The following is a 15,625-nucleotide window of genomic DNA, read 5'->3' on the forward strand; positions in this document are numbered from 1 at the left end:
CAGCGGAATTACTTCCTGCTGATTAGCGCTTTTCTCCACGCTCACACTGAAATCTCCTAACACCACCGGAGATTCATCATGCCCGTACGTCCATTGACCAGTTCCGAAAACCGAACCTTCCGCGCAGCACGCTGGGCGGCACTGCGTTCACTCAACTACACCATCGACCAACTCAATGCCGGTAATGCCACTGTCGCCCGGGTTTGGATGGGCGTCGCCCATCCTCAGAATCTGCAGGAATTGGCGCGACGCCTGGGGCTGATTCGTACGGCGTTGAGCAACATTCATCAAAACCAGGTTTTTTATGACACAGACCCGCAGGCTGACTGGTTCGCCAAAGTAAACGTCAACCTTCAAGGCCCGGCGCACGTCATCACAGTCGCCCGCCCCTTCTTCGAGGCCCCGACGTATGGCAATGACTCCCGCGCCGGTACGCTTATCCACGAAACCAGCCATTTCCGCGATGTGCTGAACACTGACGACAATGCTGATGGACGCGACGCCTGCCTGCGCCTGGTTCAGCAGGCACAGCAACATGACGGGAACCTGAATGCCGTCATTAACAATGCCGACAGCTGGGAGTATCTGGTGGAAGACACCTATTGATCCAGGGCTGCGGCAATCGGAAAAAGCCTGTTTTCGGACAGGCTTTTTCATCCCCCACGATCAGGAGTTGAACATGGAACGTCGATTATTGATGCGCGCCTCACTGGCAGCGCTATACATGTTGGCGGCGCCGGCGCACGCGCTCAGTACTGCCGATGTTGAACCTCAAACGCTAAAAGAGTATGCCGTCACACTAAACGCCCATGCGAGTCATTTTCAGTGGCAGCAATTATGGAGAGCCACGCGTGAACATGGTTTTTTCAACAAAAACTCCCCCACGTACTTCACTGCACCCATGGCACAAGTACCCGACCTTGTGTCCACCGTTTTGAATAAGGCAACGACCGTTACACCCTTCGCGTCAACCCGCGCCACCTACCGCTATGACTTTGCAGACAAAGTAGGTTTATTCAACAACGTGGCCGTCACGGCACTGTGCGTTGATGTGGACTGGCGCACTCTGCACGAAGGCGCCGATGTTGAAGATGCCCACGCGATGCGATCGGTGAGCCTGTTGCTCGCCAAACCCTGCCCTTGATGCAAACAGCCACCCAAGATTCGCTTGGGTGGCTGTTCCTAGAGTGTTACAAAGCACTCGCCAACAAAGCGGCTTCCTTGCAACGTCGGGTGGAATAACGATCGCCGAAATTCCTCAAGTTGCTCTCGGCTGCGTTCCAGTCCGCCGCCACAACTTGCGCCCAGAACTTCGGTGTTCGGCTGGCAAGGTTGCCATATTGGAAGGCAACCGAGGCGATCACGGTTTGCATCGGAGCGGGTAATGCATCAAATGGGCGTCCGGCAGCTTTGCTGTAATCACTGGCCAGGCGCTCGATGAAGGGTGCCTTGTAGGCCTCGTCAATCCTGCGCGCATCCTCCGCACTGACATTCAGCGGCAGGCGTTCGAGGCATGCGACGGCTTCCGCACCGATCAACCCCAGGTAGGGTAAAAGCCGGTCACTGAGATCCTTGGGCAGCATAGTCAGGTCCTTTTGCTGGCCCAGGTCAAAGCCGGTGCCGATGGTGACGCCGCTACGGCTGTTTTCCGGATCAGGCACGTAACCACGTGTGGCGCTACCGCCTTCGAGCTGAGCGATGAAAGCCATATCTATCGAATTGTTGGGCATGGTGAGTTTCCTCTTGGGTTTAGGAAACTGCAGTCCATCACCCACGCCTCCCCCTCTTCAGAAGGTAAAACTTCCCCATCTTCATAGGTAAAGTTTCCTACTGATTATCCGCACGCATTACTTCCTAAGCTCTGACCAGCTCACATCACAAGGAGGTTAGGCCGATGGAACCGAAAGACCTGGAACACATCGATGTTCGACAACTCCCCCACTCCCTTCAGGTGCTGGTTGCCTGTATCGGTATGGAAAACGCGTTCCGCCTGACCTGCGTATATGGCGGTCGCCCCAAGTACATCCCCAAACACGCACAACGTACTTCGCTGGCGCTGATTTTATCGCCGGAAGCCTTACGGGCCTTAATCAATGACTTCGCAGGTATTTCTTTGGAGATACCCAAGTCCGACCATTTTTTTCGGCAGATCCGTAATCAGAATATCCAGATGGGTATTTCCGATGGCATTTCACGAAGTGTATTAGCCGAGAAGTACGGACTGAGCCTGCGGCAAATCGCCAATATTCGCCGCCAAGACATTTGCATTCATCGGTAATTACTTCCTACTGAATCACAAAGTGCCACATGGATAAATTGAAGTTGCGCACTTTCGCGCACTCAAGATAAGGAAATTAAAAATGCCAGATATTGATAAAGGTCTCATTGGAGGCGTGATCGCCGCACTCCCACTGGACAAGATGATTACCGGGCCGCTGATGGCAATGATCCAGGCCCAAGTCGCTGCCAGTAAAGCGTATGCGGACTTTCTCATGGGCGTGTGTATCCAGGCCGGCAAGGCCGTTTCGGTACAGTTTGACTATGACGAAACCCTCGTCGATGAGCAGGGCATCTACAAAGGCACGGTCAGCAAGACCATGCGCATTCCGCTGCTGGCTGCGATCAGCCACCCCAACATCACCATCGAAGAAGGCAGCATCGAGTTTGAGCTGACCATCACCCAAATGGCCGAGGACACCAGCTCCAATGATGTTTCCGGCAGCTTCGACGCCAAGATGGGCTGGGGTCCTTTCAGCGTTTCGGTCAAAGGTGCCGCCAGCCACAAGTCATCCCAGACACGTAAGACAGATACCCGCGCACGCTACGAAATCAAGACCAAAATCGTTCGCCAAGACCCACCGGAAGCCTTGATGCGCGTCATCGATTTCCTCACCGATGCCGCCACCAAGCCGGTCACTCTGCCGAGCGCCACTCCAACCAGCCCGACTGAGCTGCCAAAAGCAGGGGTGCTTCCACTGCCTGACGCCAAGCCTGCGGAAAAAACCAAATAGTCCCACCCCGCCCCGTCCCTCTGGGCGGGGCAACCCACTCGACTTGAAAGGAGCTCACCATGGCATTTTTTTCGCGCCCCAAGGAACCCATGTCGGCCAGCGACTTGAGCCACATCACCCGCGGGTTGCAGCAGGCCGCAGCGGCCACGCATAACTTGATCGCCCATCAATACATTGCGCTGTTCGACCAGTTCTTCGACTACAACGCTGAGGACCTGGGCACGCCAATGAAAGCCAAGATGGTGGAGATTTCGCTGACCGAGGGACATACCATCAGCGTACCGCTGATCGCACTGGTCGCGCCGAAGGGTTTGGCGCTGCACAAGATGGATGTAGACCTGTCGGTAAAAATGCACAGCACTGAGGTGCAAAAAGCCAGCCACGACCTGGAGAACGGCGACCTCCACAGCGAGAAGTTTTTCGTGACCTTTGGCGCCACCAAGCGTGAGGGTCAGGAACGCGATCCCGATGAGGTGCAGATTCGTATCGAGTTCAAGGCGTGCGAGCCACCGGAGGCGATCAACCGAATCATCGAGGAGTACACCCATTTGATCAGCCCCATCGCAAACCCGCCAGGTCCGTCCCCTATCACCGAACAGCCCACCGCACAGGCCCCTTCGGACTTCGCCCCCTAAAGGCGCTTAAAAGGACCTATTGCATCACCTTGTACCGGTCGAAATTATTGATGTGATCATCCAGATTATCCTCAAGCATCATCCGGTACTGGTCACAGAAGTACTTCAACATCGCCTCCCGTGCATCGGCCATTTCCGCGCCGGACTTGAAGTTGCGCGCGCTGGCCCAGGCATTGAAGCGCGTGGTGCCGAACATCATCGAGGCGCTGACCTGGCCGAGGTTTTCGTGAGCCTGCAGCTGCTGGTTCGACAGTTCGATGTGCGCGTCGGCGCGGTCGTAGAAAGTGAGGTCGGTGGCGTCGGCCATTGTCGGTGTCCTAGGTCATCAGGTTTGAATGAAGGGGTATCAGGCCAGTAACGCGGCAATCCATCTGGCCTGTTGGGCAATCTCTTGTCGCTTCTCTTGCGACACCGCCTGCCGAGCGCGCTCGAAGCTGGACAGGGTCTTGTGCTTCTGGCGCAACATGCGTTGCCACTTGGCGATGAACGCCGGACTGCGGGCTTGCATTTGCAGCGGCCCGAAGTACAGCTGTTCAGCAGTGTAAGCCACTGGCCCAGCGCGCTCGGCGACGATGATTTCGTAGTAGAAACGGTTCTCCAACAGCAGCTCTTCACTGAGGATCGTATAACCGTTATCCATCAGCCATTGGCGCAGCGGTTGCTCGCCGCCGTTGGGTTGCAGGATCAGGCGTTCCTGGCCGCTCAGGTGCTGCTTGCCGCTTTCGAGGATGTCGCGAATCGTCTCGCCGCCCATGCCGCAGAGGCTGATCGCGGTGATACCGTCATGAGGTTCGATGGCCGCCAAGCCATCGGCCAGGCGCACCGTGATCTGTTGCTCCAGGCCGTTGTCGCGCACGCTACGTTGCGCCGCCTGAAAGGGCGTGGTCGCGACCTCCCCCGCCACGGCTGCCGTGATCAGGCCGCGACGCATCAACGCCACCGGCAAATAACCGTGATCGGAGCCAATATCGGCCAGGCGCGCGCCAGCCGGTACGTTGGCGGCGACGCGCTCCAGGCGTTTGGACAAAGTGTGTTCGTTCAACGGCCCTGCTCCCCCGAAAAACGATCCCGGCTGTTCGTCAGGTGCAACACCATGGCCGCGCGGGCAGCGTCCGGGTCCTGGCGTTTGATCGCGTTGAAGATCGCCTCATGTTCCAGGTTCGCCAACTGGCCCAGCTTGGCAAAGTCGGCGCCGCCACGTTCATCGCCTTTCACCTGGGTGCGCGGGATCATTGCATTGCCCAGGTGCAGCATGATTTCGGTGAAGAAGGTATTGCCGGTGGCCTCGGCGATCAACTGGTGAAAGCGTTTGTCTTCCTCCACGCAGCTGTCGTTGTTGGCCAGGGAGGCCTGGTAGTCATCGAGTGCCTGGCGCATGTGGTCCAGCTGTTCGTCGGTGCGGCGCAATGCCGCCAGCGCGGCGGCTTGCACCTCTAGGCCCAGGCGCAGTTCGAGCATGTTGCGCACGCTGGCCACCGTGTCCACATGCAGGCGCAAGCCCTGCTGGGCCTGTTGCGCCAGCACGAAGGTGCCGATGCCGTGGCGGGTCTCGACCAGCCCGGAGGCCTGCAATTTGGAGATCGCTTCGCGCACGACGGTTCGGCTCACACCGTGCTCAAGCACGATGGTGGATTCCGAAGGCAGCTTTTCGCCGGGTTTCAATTGGCCGAGCAGAATGCGCTGGGTCAGCACATCGACCACGCCCTGGGCCAGGTTGGTGGAGCGTTTACGCAGGGGGATTCCACTTTCGATGGGCATTGCAACAGGTCCACGGGGTTGAGCTGCGGGGAGCTTAACACCCAGCCCGGCGCCAAGCGTGGGTTGATTGAAAAAACCCACAACTTGTATGACAACCAAACTTATCGTTCACGCTCACAGATACCCTCCTCACGCTCTTTGCCGGTAAAAATCTCGCTCAAGAACCCGCACCGCGCCCAATAAACACGCTATAAATAACCGGAATATCTGTTCTACCCACCGCGTTATAAGAAGAAAAACACTCCCCAGCGGATTGCGGTCGCAAGAAACCTACTTGTATGATGTCTATCAACAAGACACGCAAACCCGCATAAAAATAATCAGGGGGAGTTTTGAATTGTGAACAATTCAAGCCATGCATCTGCCGCTCCACACCGTGATCCCGTCCTCGCGCGCGCCGTGAGCAAAGTGAAGAGCCATGTGCTCCCACTGTTCGTGATCATGTTCATCCTCAACTACATCGACCGGGTCAACATCGGCTTTGTGCGCACGCACATGGAGCATGATCTGGGCATCGGCGCGGCCGCCTATGGTTTCGGCGCCGGGTTGTTCTTCATCGGCTACGCCCTGTTCGAAGTGCCGTCCAACATGCTGCTGCAAAAGGTCGGCGCACGTCTCTGGCTGACCCGCATCATGTTCACCTGGGGCATCGTCGCCACGCTGATGGCGTTCATCCAGAACGAAACCCACTTCTATATCCTGCGCTTCCTGCTGGGTGTGGCCGAGGCCGGCTTCTTTCCTGGGGTGATCTACTACTTCACACGCTGGCTGCCTGGCGCGGAACGCGGTAAAGCCATTGCAATCTTTTTGAGCGGCTCGGCGGTTGCGTCGCTGATTTCCGGCCCGCTTTCAGGCGCGCTGTTGCAGATCGAAGGCTTTGGTTTCCATGGCTGGCAATGGATGTTTGCCATTGAAGGCCTGGCCTCGGTGGCACTGGGGTTCTTTGTGTGGTTCTGGCTGGACTCGAAACCCCACGACGCCCAGTGGATGACCCGCGAAGAGCAGGACGCGCTGGTCAACGCCATCGACCAGGAGCAGCGCGACCGTGAAGCCCTCACCACGGTCAAACCGACCCTCGGCAAACTGCTCAAGGACCGCCAGATCCTGCTGTTCTGCGCACTGTACTTTTGCATCCAACTGACGATCTATGCCGCTACCTTCTGGCTGCCGAGCATCATCAAGAAGATGGGTGACCTCACGGATGTGCAGGTCGGCTTCTTCAACTCGATCCCGTGGCTGATCTCGATCATCGCCATGTATGCCTTCGCCTCGCTGTCTGGCAAATTCAAGTTCCAGCAGGCTTGGGTCGCGGCGGCGCTGTTGATTGCGGCAGCGGGCATGTTCATGTCTACCACGGGCGGGCCGATCTTTGCCTTCGTGGCGATCTGCTTCGCGGCCATCGGTTTCAAGTCGGCGTCGTCGCTGTTCTGGCCGATACCCCAGGGTTACCTGGATGTGCGCATTGCCGCCGCGGTGATCGCGCTGATCAACTCCATCGGCAATCTGGGCGGCTTCGTCGCCCCCACCACCTTCGGCTTCCTGGAACAGACCACCGGCTCGATCCAGGGCGGCCTTTACGGCCTGGCCGGCACTTCGTTGCTGGCCGCGATCCTGGTGTTTTTCGCCAAGACCTCGCCCTCTGCCGTTCCGATTTCACCGAGCGCCGAGCCAACAAACGCCGCCCTCAGCAAACCTCTTTGAGCCTATTCAGGAACTTGCCATGACTACGCCCGTCGTTACTCACTTTCAGGTCATCCCCGTCGCCGGCCATGACAGCATGCTGCTCAACCTCAGCGGCGCCCACGGCCCCTACTTCACACGCAATATCGTGATTCTCAAGGACAGCTCCGGCAACACCGGCGTGGGCGAAGTGCCCGGTGGCGAGCGCATCCGCGAAACCCTGGAAGACGCTCGCAGCCTGGTGATCGGCCAACCCATTGGCCAATACCAGCGCATCCTCAACCAGATGCGCAGCACCTTTGCCTCCCGCGACGCTGCCGGTCGTGGCTTGCAGACCTTTGACCTGCGTATCACCATCCACGCCGTCACGGCCATGGAAGCCGCGCTGCTCGACCTGCTGGGTCAATTCCTCGACGTCCCGGTGGCGGCCTTGCTCGGTGAGGGGCAGCAACGCGACGCGGTAAAAATGCTCGGCTACCTGTTCTATGTCGGCGACCGCAGCGCAACCCCTCTGGCCTACCGCAACGAAGCCGACAGCGACGATGAGTGGTTCCGCCTGCGTCACGAAACAGCCCTGACGGCCGACGCCGTGGTGCGCCTGGCTGAAGCCGCCAAGGCCAAGTATGGTTTCAACGACTTCAAGCTCAAAGGCGGCGTGCTGAGCGGCGACGAAGAAATCCAAGCCGTCACCGCCCTGGCCGAACGCTTTCCGGATGCCCGCATCACGCTCGACCCGAATGGCGCCTGGTCATTGAAAGAAGCCATCCGGCTGTGCCGCGACCAGCACCACGTACTCGCCTACGCAGAAGACCCTTGCGGCGCCGAGAACGGCTACTCGGGCCGCGAAGTCATGGCCGAATTCCGCCGCGCCACGGGCCTCAAGACCGCCACCAACATGATCGCCACCGACTGGCGTGAAATGGGCCATGCGATCCAACTGCAATCCGTCGACATCCCCCTCGCCGATCCGCATTTCTGGACCCTGCAAGGCTCGGTACGCGTGGCGCAGATGTGCCATGAATGGGGCCTGACCTGGGGCTCGCACTCCAACAACCACTTCGATATTTCCCTGGCGATGTTCACCCAGGTAGCCGCCGCGGCCCCTGGCGACATCACCGCCATCGACACCCACTGGATCTGGCAGGACGGTCAACACCTGACCAAGGCGCCACTGAAAATCGAAGGCGGCTACGTGAAAGTGCCAAACAAGCCAGGCCTGGGGGTGGAGATCGACATGGACGCGGTCGCCAAGGCCCATGAGGTGTACAAAGGCATGGGCCTCGGCGCGCGGGATGACAGCGTGGCGATGCAGTTTCTGATTCCGGGGTGGCGCTTCAACAACAAGCAGCCGTGCCTGGTGCGCTGATTCAGAGGTTTGTAGGGGCGGGCTTGCTCGCTCCTGCAATCGGCCGCACAGTCAGCTCAATCCCTGGCGCCAGCATCAGCTTCTGGATCATTTCATAGCGCGTCTTTGCCCCCTACCCTTTCTGGTCGGTTTTATCGCGCCCCCACAGACTCAGGTAAGCCGTGATACCCGTACGCACGAAATACATCCGGTAGCCGGGCCCGACAACCATTGGGTGGATACTATGAGGGCTTGTTTCCCCCGCGTTTAAAGCACCCGATCAAACAAAGGCGCCACGTCATACCGCCGCTTCAACATCTGCGCATCCACCAAAAAATCCGCCGTGGCCTGGGCCTCGCTGATAATCGTCGGCGAGATCGGCAGCACCTTGATCGCGTCGCGCTTGAACCACACCTTGGCGATTTCCGGCGCCGACTGGTTGGCCTTGGACCAGGCTTCGGCGTACTCATCGACGTGGGTGTTGCTCCACTGACGGGCGCGGGTCAGGCGGGCGATGAAGTCCTTGATGATCGCGCTTTTCTGCGCCAGGGCCGGCTCGTAGGCGACGATGTAGGTCGGTGCGCTCATTAGGCCCTTGGCGTTGCGGATCAGGGTGCTGCCTTCTTTTTCCTGCAGCGACACGTAGGGTTCCCAGGTGCCGAAGGCGTCGATGTCGCCCTGGGTCAGCGCCAGGCTGGCCTCTGCCGGCAGCAGGTATTTGAAGTTGACGCTGCTGCGCGGCACACCGGCTTCATCCAGCGCCCTGTACGCCAGTTGCTGGCTCCACGAGCCGTTCCAGATGGCGACGGTCTTGCCTTTGAGGTCAGCCACCGAGTGAATGCCCTTGCGCGCTACGATACCCACACCGTCGAGGCTGGTCTGGGTGCTGGCGACCACTTTGACCGGCGCACCATTGGCGGCCAGGCTGATCACCGGGGTGTCGCCGACGATGCCCACATCCAGCGCGCCGCTGGCCACGGCCGAGGCCACCGGCGAGCCGGTGTTGAACCGTTTGAAATCGATTTTGTACGGCAGGTCTTTAAGCTCACCCGACAGCTCCAGCACGATACGGTTGGAGAAAAACTGATCACCCACGGTGAGGGTCAGCGGCTCGGCGGCTCCGGCCGACGTTCCAGACAGTGCAAGAGAGGCCAGGCCCAGCAAGGACAGCAGTGTTCGACGGTTGATCATGGAAAATCCCACAGGGTTGGAGGGTTGGTTCAACCATCTGTGGGTATGCAGTCTGGCCGTTTGACGTAGAAGCTAACGCAATAAAAGCGCAGGGTTTAATACTGTTGGGCACTATCGATAGAACCGTCGTACAGCTCGCTAGCTGCTTTTCGTATTAAAAACTTTGCCGCACCTGAGTTAGGGTGGCCGTACCAGACCACTGGACCCCAGCACCTGAACCATTTTCTGCAAGGTCCATTGCATGTCGATTCCCACTTTGAATATCTGGGGCACACCGCCCACCGCCCGCTACGAACAACTGGCCGCGCCGTTTCGTCCCCTCTTTGCGCAGATTCTCGCGCAGGCGGCGGTGGCGGATCAGACACGCGGCAGCCTCGCCACCGTGATCCAGCAACTGAACGCCTTGGGCTTGCCGCGCTGGCGTCTGCCGGCCAGTTACGGCGGCCAGGATGCGACGCTGGTCGAATTGCTGACGTTGCTCACGGAACTGTCCGCCGCCGACTCCAACATCACCCAAGCCCTGCGTGGGCACTTCGGTTTCTGCGAAGACGTGCTCAGTGCCAAGGACCGGGTTTGGCGCGCCAAATGGCTAGACCGGCTCGGCCAGGGCGCCCTGCTCTCCCCCGGCAGCACCGAAGTCGGCAACCAGACCCGCGGCGATTTCGAAACCCGCCTGCACCGTGACGAAGCTGGCGCCTTGCGCATCAGCGGCAGAAAGTTCTACACCACCGGCGCGCTCTACAGCGACCTGATCAACACCATCGCCACCGGCGAAGACGGCACGATCTACAGCGTGGTCGTCGACCTCAAGGCCCCCGGCGTGCAGATCGTCGATGACTGGAACGGTTTCGGCCAACGCCTCACCGCCAGCGGCACCTGCATCTTCGACAACGCGCCCGTGGTGGACGACGACGTACGCCTCACCCAACAGCGCTTTGGCCACGGTCAATCGTTCTTCCAGCTCTACCACCTCAGTACCCTCGCCGGCATCGCCCGCCGCGCCGCCCTCAGCGGCGCCGAAGAACTCCGCCAACGCGCGCGCACCTTCACCACCGGCAATGCCGACACCGCCGGCCAGGACGTGCAACTGCTGCAAGTGATCGGCGAAGTCGCCAGCCAGGCCTACGCTGCGCAAGCCATCGCCCAGCAAGCGGCGCAACGGCTGGAGCACACCGCGCAGTATGTAATCGCCCATGACCAACCGTTGCACGATGACGATCCGCAGGTCGCGCTGGCTGAGTTGGAAGTGTGCCTGGCCGTGAACCCGGTGGTGGATGCGACACTGGCGGCCACCACGGCGCTGTTCGATGCACTGGGCGCCAGTGCCACCGCCAGCAACAAGGCGCTGGACCGGCTGTGGCGAAACGCGCGAACCCTGGCGAACCACAACCCGCGCGTGTACAAGTCGCGGATTGTGGGCAATTACCTGGTGAATGGGATCCTGCCGCCTGCGCAGTGGCGGGTGGGTGTGGCACAGGTATAACGGCCAGAGGTCACAGACACCCCGCTGTGCCCTGGTTCATCAGGACTTCCAGCGGGGTTTGCATGGTCGCTCTCCGGTTGTTTGCGGCGAGTGCATCGCACTGCAAAACAGTGTGCGACGGGGCAACACCGCTCGTAATCCTACTTGGGTATGGGCCGTGTATACCTTAGTTTGCAGGCTGGCTCACAAACTCCAGCACCCGCGCCAGCATCCGATCACAGGCCTGCAACTGCGCCACGCTGATAAACTCGTCCGGCTTGTGCCCCTGCTCCATGCTGCCCGGCCCGCACACCACCGTGGGAATGCCGGCCTGGTCAAACAATCCGCCTTCAGTGCCAAAGGCCACGGTGGCGAACTCCCGCGAGCCACAGAACTGCGCCACCCACTCGGCGGCCTGGCTTTCCAGCGACGTGGCCAACCCCGGATAGCTGGACAACTCGCTGAGGCTGATCGCCGATTGCTCGCTCACCGCCCGCATCGCCGGCAACAGGGTTTGCTCGGCGTATGCCTGCAATTGCCGGGCAACCTGCCAGGGATCCTGGGCGGGCAAGGAACGCACTTCGAAATCGAAACTGCAGTCCTGCGGAACGATGTTCAGTGCCTTGCCGCCGTTGATCAGGCCGGTCTGCACCGTGGAAAACGCCGGAGCAAAGCGCTGATCCAGATGCGGCGGCGCCTTGAGCGTTTCGCCGAGCCGCACCAGTTCGCTGATCAAACACGCGGCGTATTCAATGGCATTTACGCCCGCCGGCGCATAGGCCGAATGGCACGCCGCTCCATGCACGTGGCAACGCATCGCCAGTTTGCCCTTGTGGCCGAGTACCGGCTTGAGTTCGGTGGGTTCGCCGATCACGCACAGCAGCGGTTTGACCGGTTGCTCATGGAATCGCTCGATCAGCGAACGCACACCCAGGCAACCGACTTCTTCGTCATACGACAGCGCAATGTGCACCGGCATGCGCAGCGAAGCCTTCACCAGGGCCGGCACGCACGCCAGCACACAGGCGATATAGCCCTTCATGTCCGCCGTGCCACGGCCGTACAACTTGCCGTCTTTCTCGGTGAGGTCAAACGGCGCCACGCTCCAGCGCTGCCCCTCCACCGGCACCACGTCGGTATGCCCGGACAACACGATGCCGGGCACTTCTGCCGGGCCGATAGTCGCGAGCAGGTTGGCCTTGCTCTTGTGTTCGTTGTACACCAACTCGCAGGCCACACCGTGGTCCTGCAAATACGTGCGCACAAAGTCGATCAGGGCCAGGTTGGATTCGCGGCTGGTGGTGTCAAAACGCACCAGTTGCGCCAGCAGTTCGCGGCTGTTCATCGATCGTCTCCGGGTACGGCGTAGCCGGGTGCGATCTGCGGGTTGATGGCACGGTCGATGTAGGCCTGCAACTGCTCGCGATAAGCCTGCCAGAGCTGGTCGAGGGCGCCGATGGGGTCTTCATCCGCCCAGTCCACCCGCAGGTTGACGATGGGCCACAAGAGGTCATCCACCACCACCAGTGCCGCCGAATGCACCGGCCCGGCTTCACCACCGCCAGCCACACCGGCGTGCATCGCCGCCAGCAAGCGGTCGGCCAGATGCCCGGAGGCTTTTTCGAAAGCAGCCACCATGGCATCGATCACAGCAGGATGGGCGAGCATATTCCCCGCCGCCACACACTGCTCGCCACTCACCGCATGGTGGATGCCCAGGGTCTGCGCGCCGCTGAAATGCGCCGTGCGGCCTGCGTTATCAATCACCGTCACCTGGCGATATTCACTGTGATCCTGCCCAGCCAAGGCGGCCAGCGCCTCACTCGGCGCCACCCCCTGTTCCAACAGGTCCAGCACCTGCGGCCCCAGGCTCGGCAAGGTGATGTTCTGCGACGCCACTGCCCCTACGCCGGGCCGCAGCCACGGGCAACGCGCGCCCACGGCAATGCTCGAAGAGCTGATGGCGATGCCCAACTGGCCCGTCTCGGCGCAGCGGGCGACAACGGAAAAAGTCATGTGGAGTCCTCAGTCGAGCACGGAAGGGTCTGCGTCGATCATCAACTGCTTCATTTCTTCAAAGTGCCGGCGCGAGAAATCGGCAATACCTTCCCAGCCGCGCGCGGTTTTTTCCGCCACTTCATCGGACAACACCCGCAACGGCTGCCCGGTGGACCAGGCGGTGACGAGGATCTGGCAGGCGCGCTCCAGGGTCCAGATATCGTCAAAGGCTTCACCGATGGAGCCGGCCGTGACCATCACGCCGTGATTGCCCATCAGCAGCCGACTCTTGCCATCCAGCAGCCCGGCCAGGCGTGCGCCTTCGGCCTCGGTGTCGGCCATGCCGCCGTACAGTTCGTCCACCGCCACGCGGTTGAAATAACGCGCGGTGTTCTGGTCGATCGGCGGGATATGCGGCTTGGCCAGGCACGCCACTGCCGTGGTGTAGACCGGGTGCAAGTGCAACACCGCGCGGGTCTGCGGCAACAGGCGATGGATCTGCCCGTGGATCGACCAGGCGGTGGGGTCCACGTTCGGGTGATCGGCACAGGCCGAATCATCGGCGTTCAACAACAGCAGATCGCTCGCGCGAATACGTGAAAAGTGCTTCCACTTCGGGTTGAGCAAAAACTGTTTGCCATCGGCCGACACCGCAGCACTGAAGTGGTTGGCCACGGCTTCGTGCATGCCCAGGTGCGCGATGATGCGAAAGGTCGCCGCCAGGTCGATGCGCGCCTGTTCTTCGTGGGATAACGCCATGAATCGGTCTCCGCAGGGCGCGGCCGCACGCGAATGCGGCACGCGCTGATAGGTTTACTTCGGCATCAGCGCCGCGATGTCGGCATCGGTCGGTGCCTGGAAGTTGTACTTCTTAAGCAAGGCGGCGTATTCCGGCGTGGCGCGGTATTTTTCCAGGCCGTCGAGCAAGGCCTTCTTCACCGTGTCATTGCCCTTCTTCACACCAAAGCCGTTCAGCACCGGGTAGATCAGCGTGTCGGAGGAAATCACCACGCGGCTGCCGAGCTTGTCGATCACGCCACGGGCCACGGCGGCGTCGGTGATTTGCGCTTCTACCGCGTGGGCCAGCAGGGCCTGGGTGGTCTGCGGGTCGGTGCTGTATTCGCTGATCTGGATCGGCTTCAGTCCCTTGGCCACGCAGTACTCGGTGGACAGCTTGTTCATCTGCGCCAACCACGAGGTGGCGCCCATGGAGCCGATCTTGTGGCCGCAGAACTCTTCCGGGGTCTTGGGCTGGAAGCTGCTGTCCTTGAGGGTGAGGATCGACTCACCGCTCTTGAGGTAAGGGATCATATCGATGACTTTGACCCGTTCCGCCGTGATGTACATCGACGAGTTGGTCACATCGAAACGCCCGGCCTGCAGGCCGGTGATCAGGTTGGGGAAACGCGTGTCGAGGGTTTCGACCTTGCGGCCCATGACCTTGCCCAAGCCGTCCATGAACTCGATGTCAAAACCTGCGGGCTTGTTGTTATCCATGTACTCATAAGGGAAGAACGTCACGTCGGAGCCGGCGATGATCTTGCCGTCCTGCTGGAACGCCGAAGCTGCCAACGAAGTCATCGCAACCGCGGCGCCCAGCAGGCACACGGCAAGGGGACGAATACTTTTACGAAACGCTGTCATGGTGATTACCTGCAAGGTTTTTGGGAGGTTAGGCAGTGGCGGAATCTTGGCCGGCCTGTTGCACGAAGAACGAGGCGCCACTGGGCTTCTGCGGCAAGCGCATGTGGTTGTCCGTGGAACGCACCAAGCCGCTTTCTTCACCGGCCACCAACAGGCCGGCGTGTGCACTGGGCAATGGGTTTTCGCCGAATGGCAACGCGTCTTCAGCGGCGTACACGCTGATGAAGAGGGTCCGCGGCAGTTCGGTCTCGTTTGGGCTGGAGGCATGCAGCAGACGGGTGTGCATGAAGCACACGGAGCCAGCGGGGCCGTAGCAGGCCACCGGGTGCTGGCAGTGCGCGTCAACGACGGCGTCGTCCACGGAACCGGTGAAACGCTGGTGCTGCCAGTGCGACCAGAGCGGGCCCTTGTGGCTGCCGGGGATCACGTTCAGCGGTCCGTTTTCAGGGGTCACTTCGCTGACCATCAGCAAGGCGGTGACGATGTCGTCGTTGCTGTGGGGCGTGAACAGGAAGTCCTGGTGCCACTTCACCTGAGTCGCAGTGTGGGGCAGTTTCGAGTTGATCTTGCTGTGGTGAAAGCGTGCGCCATTGGCGCCGATCAGCTGCGCGGAAATCGCCGCCATGCGCGAGTGCAACGCCACGCGCTCATAGGCCGCCGAGATCTCGGTGGGCGAACTGACCCGGCGCAGCGACGGGTGATCGGCGCGGTGGTCGCCCTCCAGGTCAAAGCGCTCGCGGCCATCCACGGTGGCGCCCCAGCCCTGCGAGTGGCCGCGGCTTTCTTCGACCCACTGGTCGAAGTCGTGTTGCAGCTCAGCCACTTCCGCCGATGACAGCACGCCTTCGACCACCAAGAAACCGTCACGCTGGAATTGTTCGATTTGCGCTTGCTCGATCAT

Annotated in this window: 18 protein-coding genes and 2 pseudogenes; 8 read left to right on the plus strand and 12 right to left on the minus strand. The window is 60.5% G+C overall.

All coding sequences use genetic code 11. The features are described from left to right. Positions 1-78: 78 nt before the first annotated feature. Positions 79-606 (plus strand): M35 family metallo-endopeptidase, encoded by a 528-nt coding sequence (locus PF1751_RS18870; protein ID WP_010208994.1) that lies wholly within the window; start codon positions 79-81, stop codon positions 604-606. Between the two features lie 73 nt (positions 607-679). Further along, a complete protein-coding gene (locus PF1751_RS18875) occupies positions 680-1,144 on the plus strand; it encodes a hypothetical protein (protein ID WP_044287565.1) in 465 nt (154 codons plus the stop codon). Positions 1,145-1,190: 46 nt separating this feature from the next. Here PF1751_RS18875 and PF1751_RS18880 read toward each other — a convergent pair whose 3' ends face one another. Next, positions 1,191-1,730: a pesticin C-terminus-like muramidase gene (locus tag PF1751_RS18880; protein ID WP_044287566.1), complete on the minus strand. Its 540-nt coding sequence runs from the start codon at positions 1,728-1,730 to the stop codon at positions 1,191-1,193. 164 nt (positions 1,731-1,894) lie between these two features. On the opposite strand from PF1751_RS18880, the gene PF1751_RS18885 reads away from it, so the two are divergent. From PF1751_RS18885 to PF1751_RS18895, 3 genes are all read left to right on the plus strand, one after another. Beyond that, entirely contained in the window at positions 1,895-2,278 is a 384-nt protein-coding gene (locus PF1751_RS18885) for a Mor transcription activator family protein (protein WP_010208990.1), read from the plus strand. An 82-nt stretch (positions 2,279-2,360) separates the two neighbouring features. Beyond that, positions 2,361-3,011, plus strand: coding sequence for a DUF2589 domain-containing protein (locus tag PF1751_RS18890; RefSeq protein WP_044287567.1), 651 nt, complete (start codon positions 2,361-2,363; stop codon positions 3,009-3,011). A 59-nt stretch (positions 3,012-3,070) separates the two neighbouring features. Then, positions 3,071-3,646 (plus strand): DUF2589 domain-containing protein, encoded by a 576-nt coding sequence (locus PF1751_RS18895; protein WP_010208987.1) that lies wholly within the window; start codon positions 3,071-3,073, stop codon positions 3,644-3,646. 16 nt (positions 3,647-3,662) lie between these two features. Here the strand turns inward: PF1751_RS18895 and PF1751_RS18900 are convergent, their stop codons facing one another. Genes PF1751_RS18900 through PF1751_RS18910 form a run of 3 tightly spaced genes read right to left on the minus strand, consistent with a single transcriptional unit; the run spans position 3,663 to position 5,404 of the window. Then, complete coding sequence (locus PF1751_RS18900; protein WP_010208986.1) at positions 3,663-3,953, minus strand: DUF3144 domain-containing protein; 291 nt, start codon at positions 3,951-3,953, stop codon at positions 3,663-3,665. Between the two features lie 39 nt (positions 3,954-3,992). Continuing rightward, positions 3,993-4,688, minus strand: a complete 696-nt coding sequence (locus PF1751_RS18905; RefSeq protein WP_044287568.1) for a tRNA (adenine(22)-N(1))-methyltransferase — start codon at positions 4,686-4,688, stop codon at positions 3,993-3,995. Continuing rightward, positions 4,685-5,404 (minus strand): FadR/GntR family transcriptional regulator, encoded by a 720-nt coding sequence (locus PF1751_RS18910; protein ID WP_010208984.1) that lies wholly within the window; start codon positions 5,402-5,404, stop codon positions 4,685-4,687. The genes PF1751_RS18905 and PF1751_RS18910 overlap by 4 nt, the downstream gene beginning before the upstream one ends. Before the next feature lie 339 nt (positions 5,405-5,743). Between PF1751_RS18910 and PF1751_RS18915 the strand changes: the two genes are divergently transcribed. After that, positions 5,744-7,105, plus strand: a complete 1,362-nt coding sequence (locus PF1751_RS18915; protein ID WP_010208979.1) for an MFS transporter — start codon at positions 5,744-5,746, stop codon at positions 7,103-7,105. A 19-nt stretch (positions 7,106-7,124) separates the two neighbouring features. Further along, positions 7,125-8,450 (plus strand): glucarate dehydratase, encoded by a 1,326-nt coding sequence (gene gudD / locus PF1751_RS18920; protein ID WP_010208977.1) that lies wholly within the window; start codon positions 7,125-7,127, stop codon positions 8,448-8,450. A 1-nt stretch (position 8,451) separates the two neighbouring features. On the opposite strand, the pseudogene PF1751_RS29930 reads toward gudD, so the two are convergent. From PF1751_RS29930 to PF1751_RS18925, 3 genes and pseudogenes are all read right to left on the minus strand, one after another. Beyond that, positions 8,452-8,562, minus strand: a pseudogene (locus PF1751_RS29930) (addiction module antidote protein); the annotation flags it as partial. Further along, positions 8,563-8,655 (minus strand): annotated as a pseudogene (locus PF1751_RS29935) (type II toxin-antitoxin system RelE/ParE family toxin); the annotation flags it as partial. It abuts the pseudogene before it with no gap. A gap of 41 nt (positions 8,656-8,696) precedes the next feature. Next, positions 8,697-9,620, minus strand: a complete 924-nt coding sequence (locus PF1751_RS18925) for an ABC transporter substrate-binding protein (RefSeq protein ID WP_044287569.1) — start codon at positions 9,618-9,620, stop codon at positions 8,697-8,699. Between the two features lie 241 nt (positions 9,621-9,861). Here PF1751_RS18925 and PF1751_RS18930 point away from each other — a divergent pair, with 241 nt between their 5' ends. Continuing rightward, the gene (locus PF1751_RS18930; RefSeq protein WP_042571813.1) at positions 9,862-11,103 is read left to right on the plus strand and encodes an acyl-CoA dehydrogenase family protein; all 1,242 of its coding nucleotides are present in this window, start codon (positions 9,862-9,864) and stop codon (positions 11,101-11,103) included. Between the two features lie 166 nt (positions 11,104-11,269). Here PF1751_RS18930 and argE read toward each other — a convergent pair whose 3' ends face one another. From argE to PF1751_RS18955, 5 genes are read right to left on the minus strand one after another with little or no spacing between them, the layout of a single operon-like run. Continuing rightward, the gene (argE, locus tag PF1751_RS18935) at positions 11,270-12,427 is read right to left on the minus strand and encodes an acetylornithine deacetylase (protein WP_042571814.1); all 1,158 of its coding nucleotides are present in this window, start codon (positions 12,425-12,427) and stop codon (positions 11,270-11,272) included. Then, positions 12,424-13,098 (minus strand): DUF1028 domain-containing protein, encoded by a 675-nt coding sequence (locus PF1751_RS18940; RefSeq protein ID WP_044287570.1) that lies wholly within the window; start codon positions 13,096-13,098, stop codon positions 12,424-12,426. The genes argE and PF1751_RS18940 overlap by 4 nt, the downstream gene beginning before the upstream one ends. A 9-nt stretch (positions 13,099-13,107) precedes the next feature. Then, positions 13,108-13,839 carry a class II aldolase and adducin N-terminal domain-containing protein gene (locus PF1751_RS18945; protein ID WP_010208969.1) on the minus strand — a complete coding sequence of 244 codons (732 nt, stop codon included), beginning with the start codon at positions 13,837-13,839 and terminating at the stop codon, positions 13,108-13,110. 54 nt (positions 13,840-13,893) lie between these two features. Beyond that, positions 13,894-14,724, minus strand: a complete 831-nt coding sequence (locus PF1751_RS18950) for an ABC transporter substrate-binding protein (RefSeq protein ID WP_021490763.1) — start codon at positions 14,722-14,724, stop codon at positions 13,894-13,896. A 28-nt stretch (positions 14,725-14,752) separates the two neighbouring features. Further along, positions 14,753-15,625: a phytanoyl-CoA dioxygenase family protein gene (locus PF1751_RS18955; protein ID WP_044287571.1), complete on the minus strand. Its 873-nt coding sequence runs from the start codon at positions 15,623-15,625 to the stop codon at positions 14,753-14,755.

It is taken from the genome of Pseudomonas simiae, from assembly GCF_000934565.1.
GTDB classification, from domain to species: Bacteria; Pseudomonadota; Gammaproteobacteria; order Pseudomonadales; family Pseudomonadaceae; genus Aquipseudomonas; species Aquipseudomonas simiae.

Coding starts and splice junctions, on each gene's coding strand:
- PF1751_RS18870 (WP_010208994.1), top strand. CDS start 79: ATGCCCGTACGTCCATTGACCAGTTCCGAAAACCGAACCTTCCGCGCA.
- PF1751_RS18875 (WP_044287565.1), top strand. CDS start 680: ATGGAACGTCGATTATTGATGCGCGCCTCACTGGCAGCGCTATACATG.
- PF1751_RS18880 (WP_044287566.1), bottom strand. CDS start 1,730: ATGCCCAACAATTCGATAGATATGGCTTTCATCGCTCAGCTCGAAGGC.
- PF1751_RS18885 (WP_010208990.1), top strand. CDS start 1,895: ATGGAACCGAAAGACCTGGAACACATCGATGTTCGACAACTCCCCCAC.
- PF1751_RS18890 (WP_044287567.1), top strand. CDS start 2,361: ATGCCAGATATTGATAAAGGTCTCATTGGAGGCGTGATCGCCGCACTC.
- PF1751_RS18895 (WP_010208987.1), top strand. CDS start 3,071: ATGGCATTTTTTTCGCGCCCCAAGGAACCCATGTCGGCCAGCGACTTG.
- PF1751_RS18900 (WP_010208986.1), bottom strand. CDS start 3,953: ATGGCCGACGCCACCGACCTCACTTTCTACGACCGCGCCGACGCGCAC.
- PF1751_RS18910 (WP_010208984.1), bottom strand. CDS start 5,404: ATGCCCATCGAAAGTGGAATCCCCCTGCGTAAACGCTCCACCAACCTG.
- gudD (WP_010208977.1), top strand. CDS start 7,125: ATGACTACGCCCGTCGTTACTCACTTTCAGGTCATCCCCGTCGCCGGC.
- PF1751_RS18925 (WP_044287569.1), bottom strand. CDS start 9,620: ATGATCAACCGTCGAACACTGCTGTCCTTGCTGGGCCTGGCCTCTCTT.
- PF1751_RS18930 (WP_042571813.1), top strand. CDS start 9,862: ATGTCGATTCCCACTTTGAATATCTGGGGCACACCGCCCACCGCCCGC.
- argE (WP_042571814.1), bottom strand. CDS start 12,427: ATGAACAGCCGCGAACTGCTGGCGCAACTGGTGCGTTTTGACACCACC.
- PF1751_RS18940 (WP_044287570.1), bottom strand. CDS start 13,098: ATGACTTTTTCCGTTGTCGCCCGCTGCGCCGAGACGGGCCAGTTGGGC.
- PF1751_RS18945 (WP_010208969.1), bottom strand. CDS start 13,839: ATGGCGTTATCCCACGAAGAACAGGCGCGCATCGACCTGGCGGCGACC.
- PF1751_RS18950 (WP_021490763.1), bottom strand. CDS start 14,724: ATGACAGCGTTTCGTAAAAGTATTCGTCCCCTTGCCGTGTGCCTGCTG.
- PF1751_RS18955 (WP_044287571.1), bottom strand. CDS start 15,625: ATGATCGAGCAAGCGCAAATCGAACAATTCCAGCGTGACGGTTTCTTG.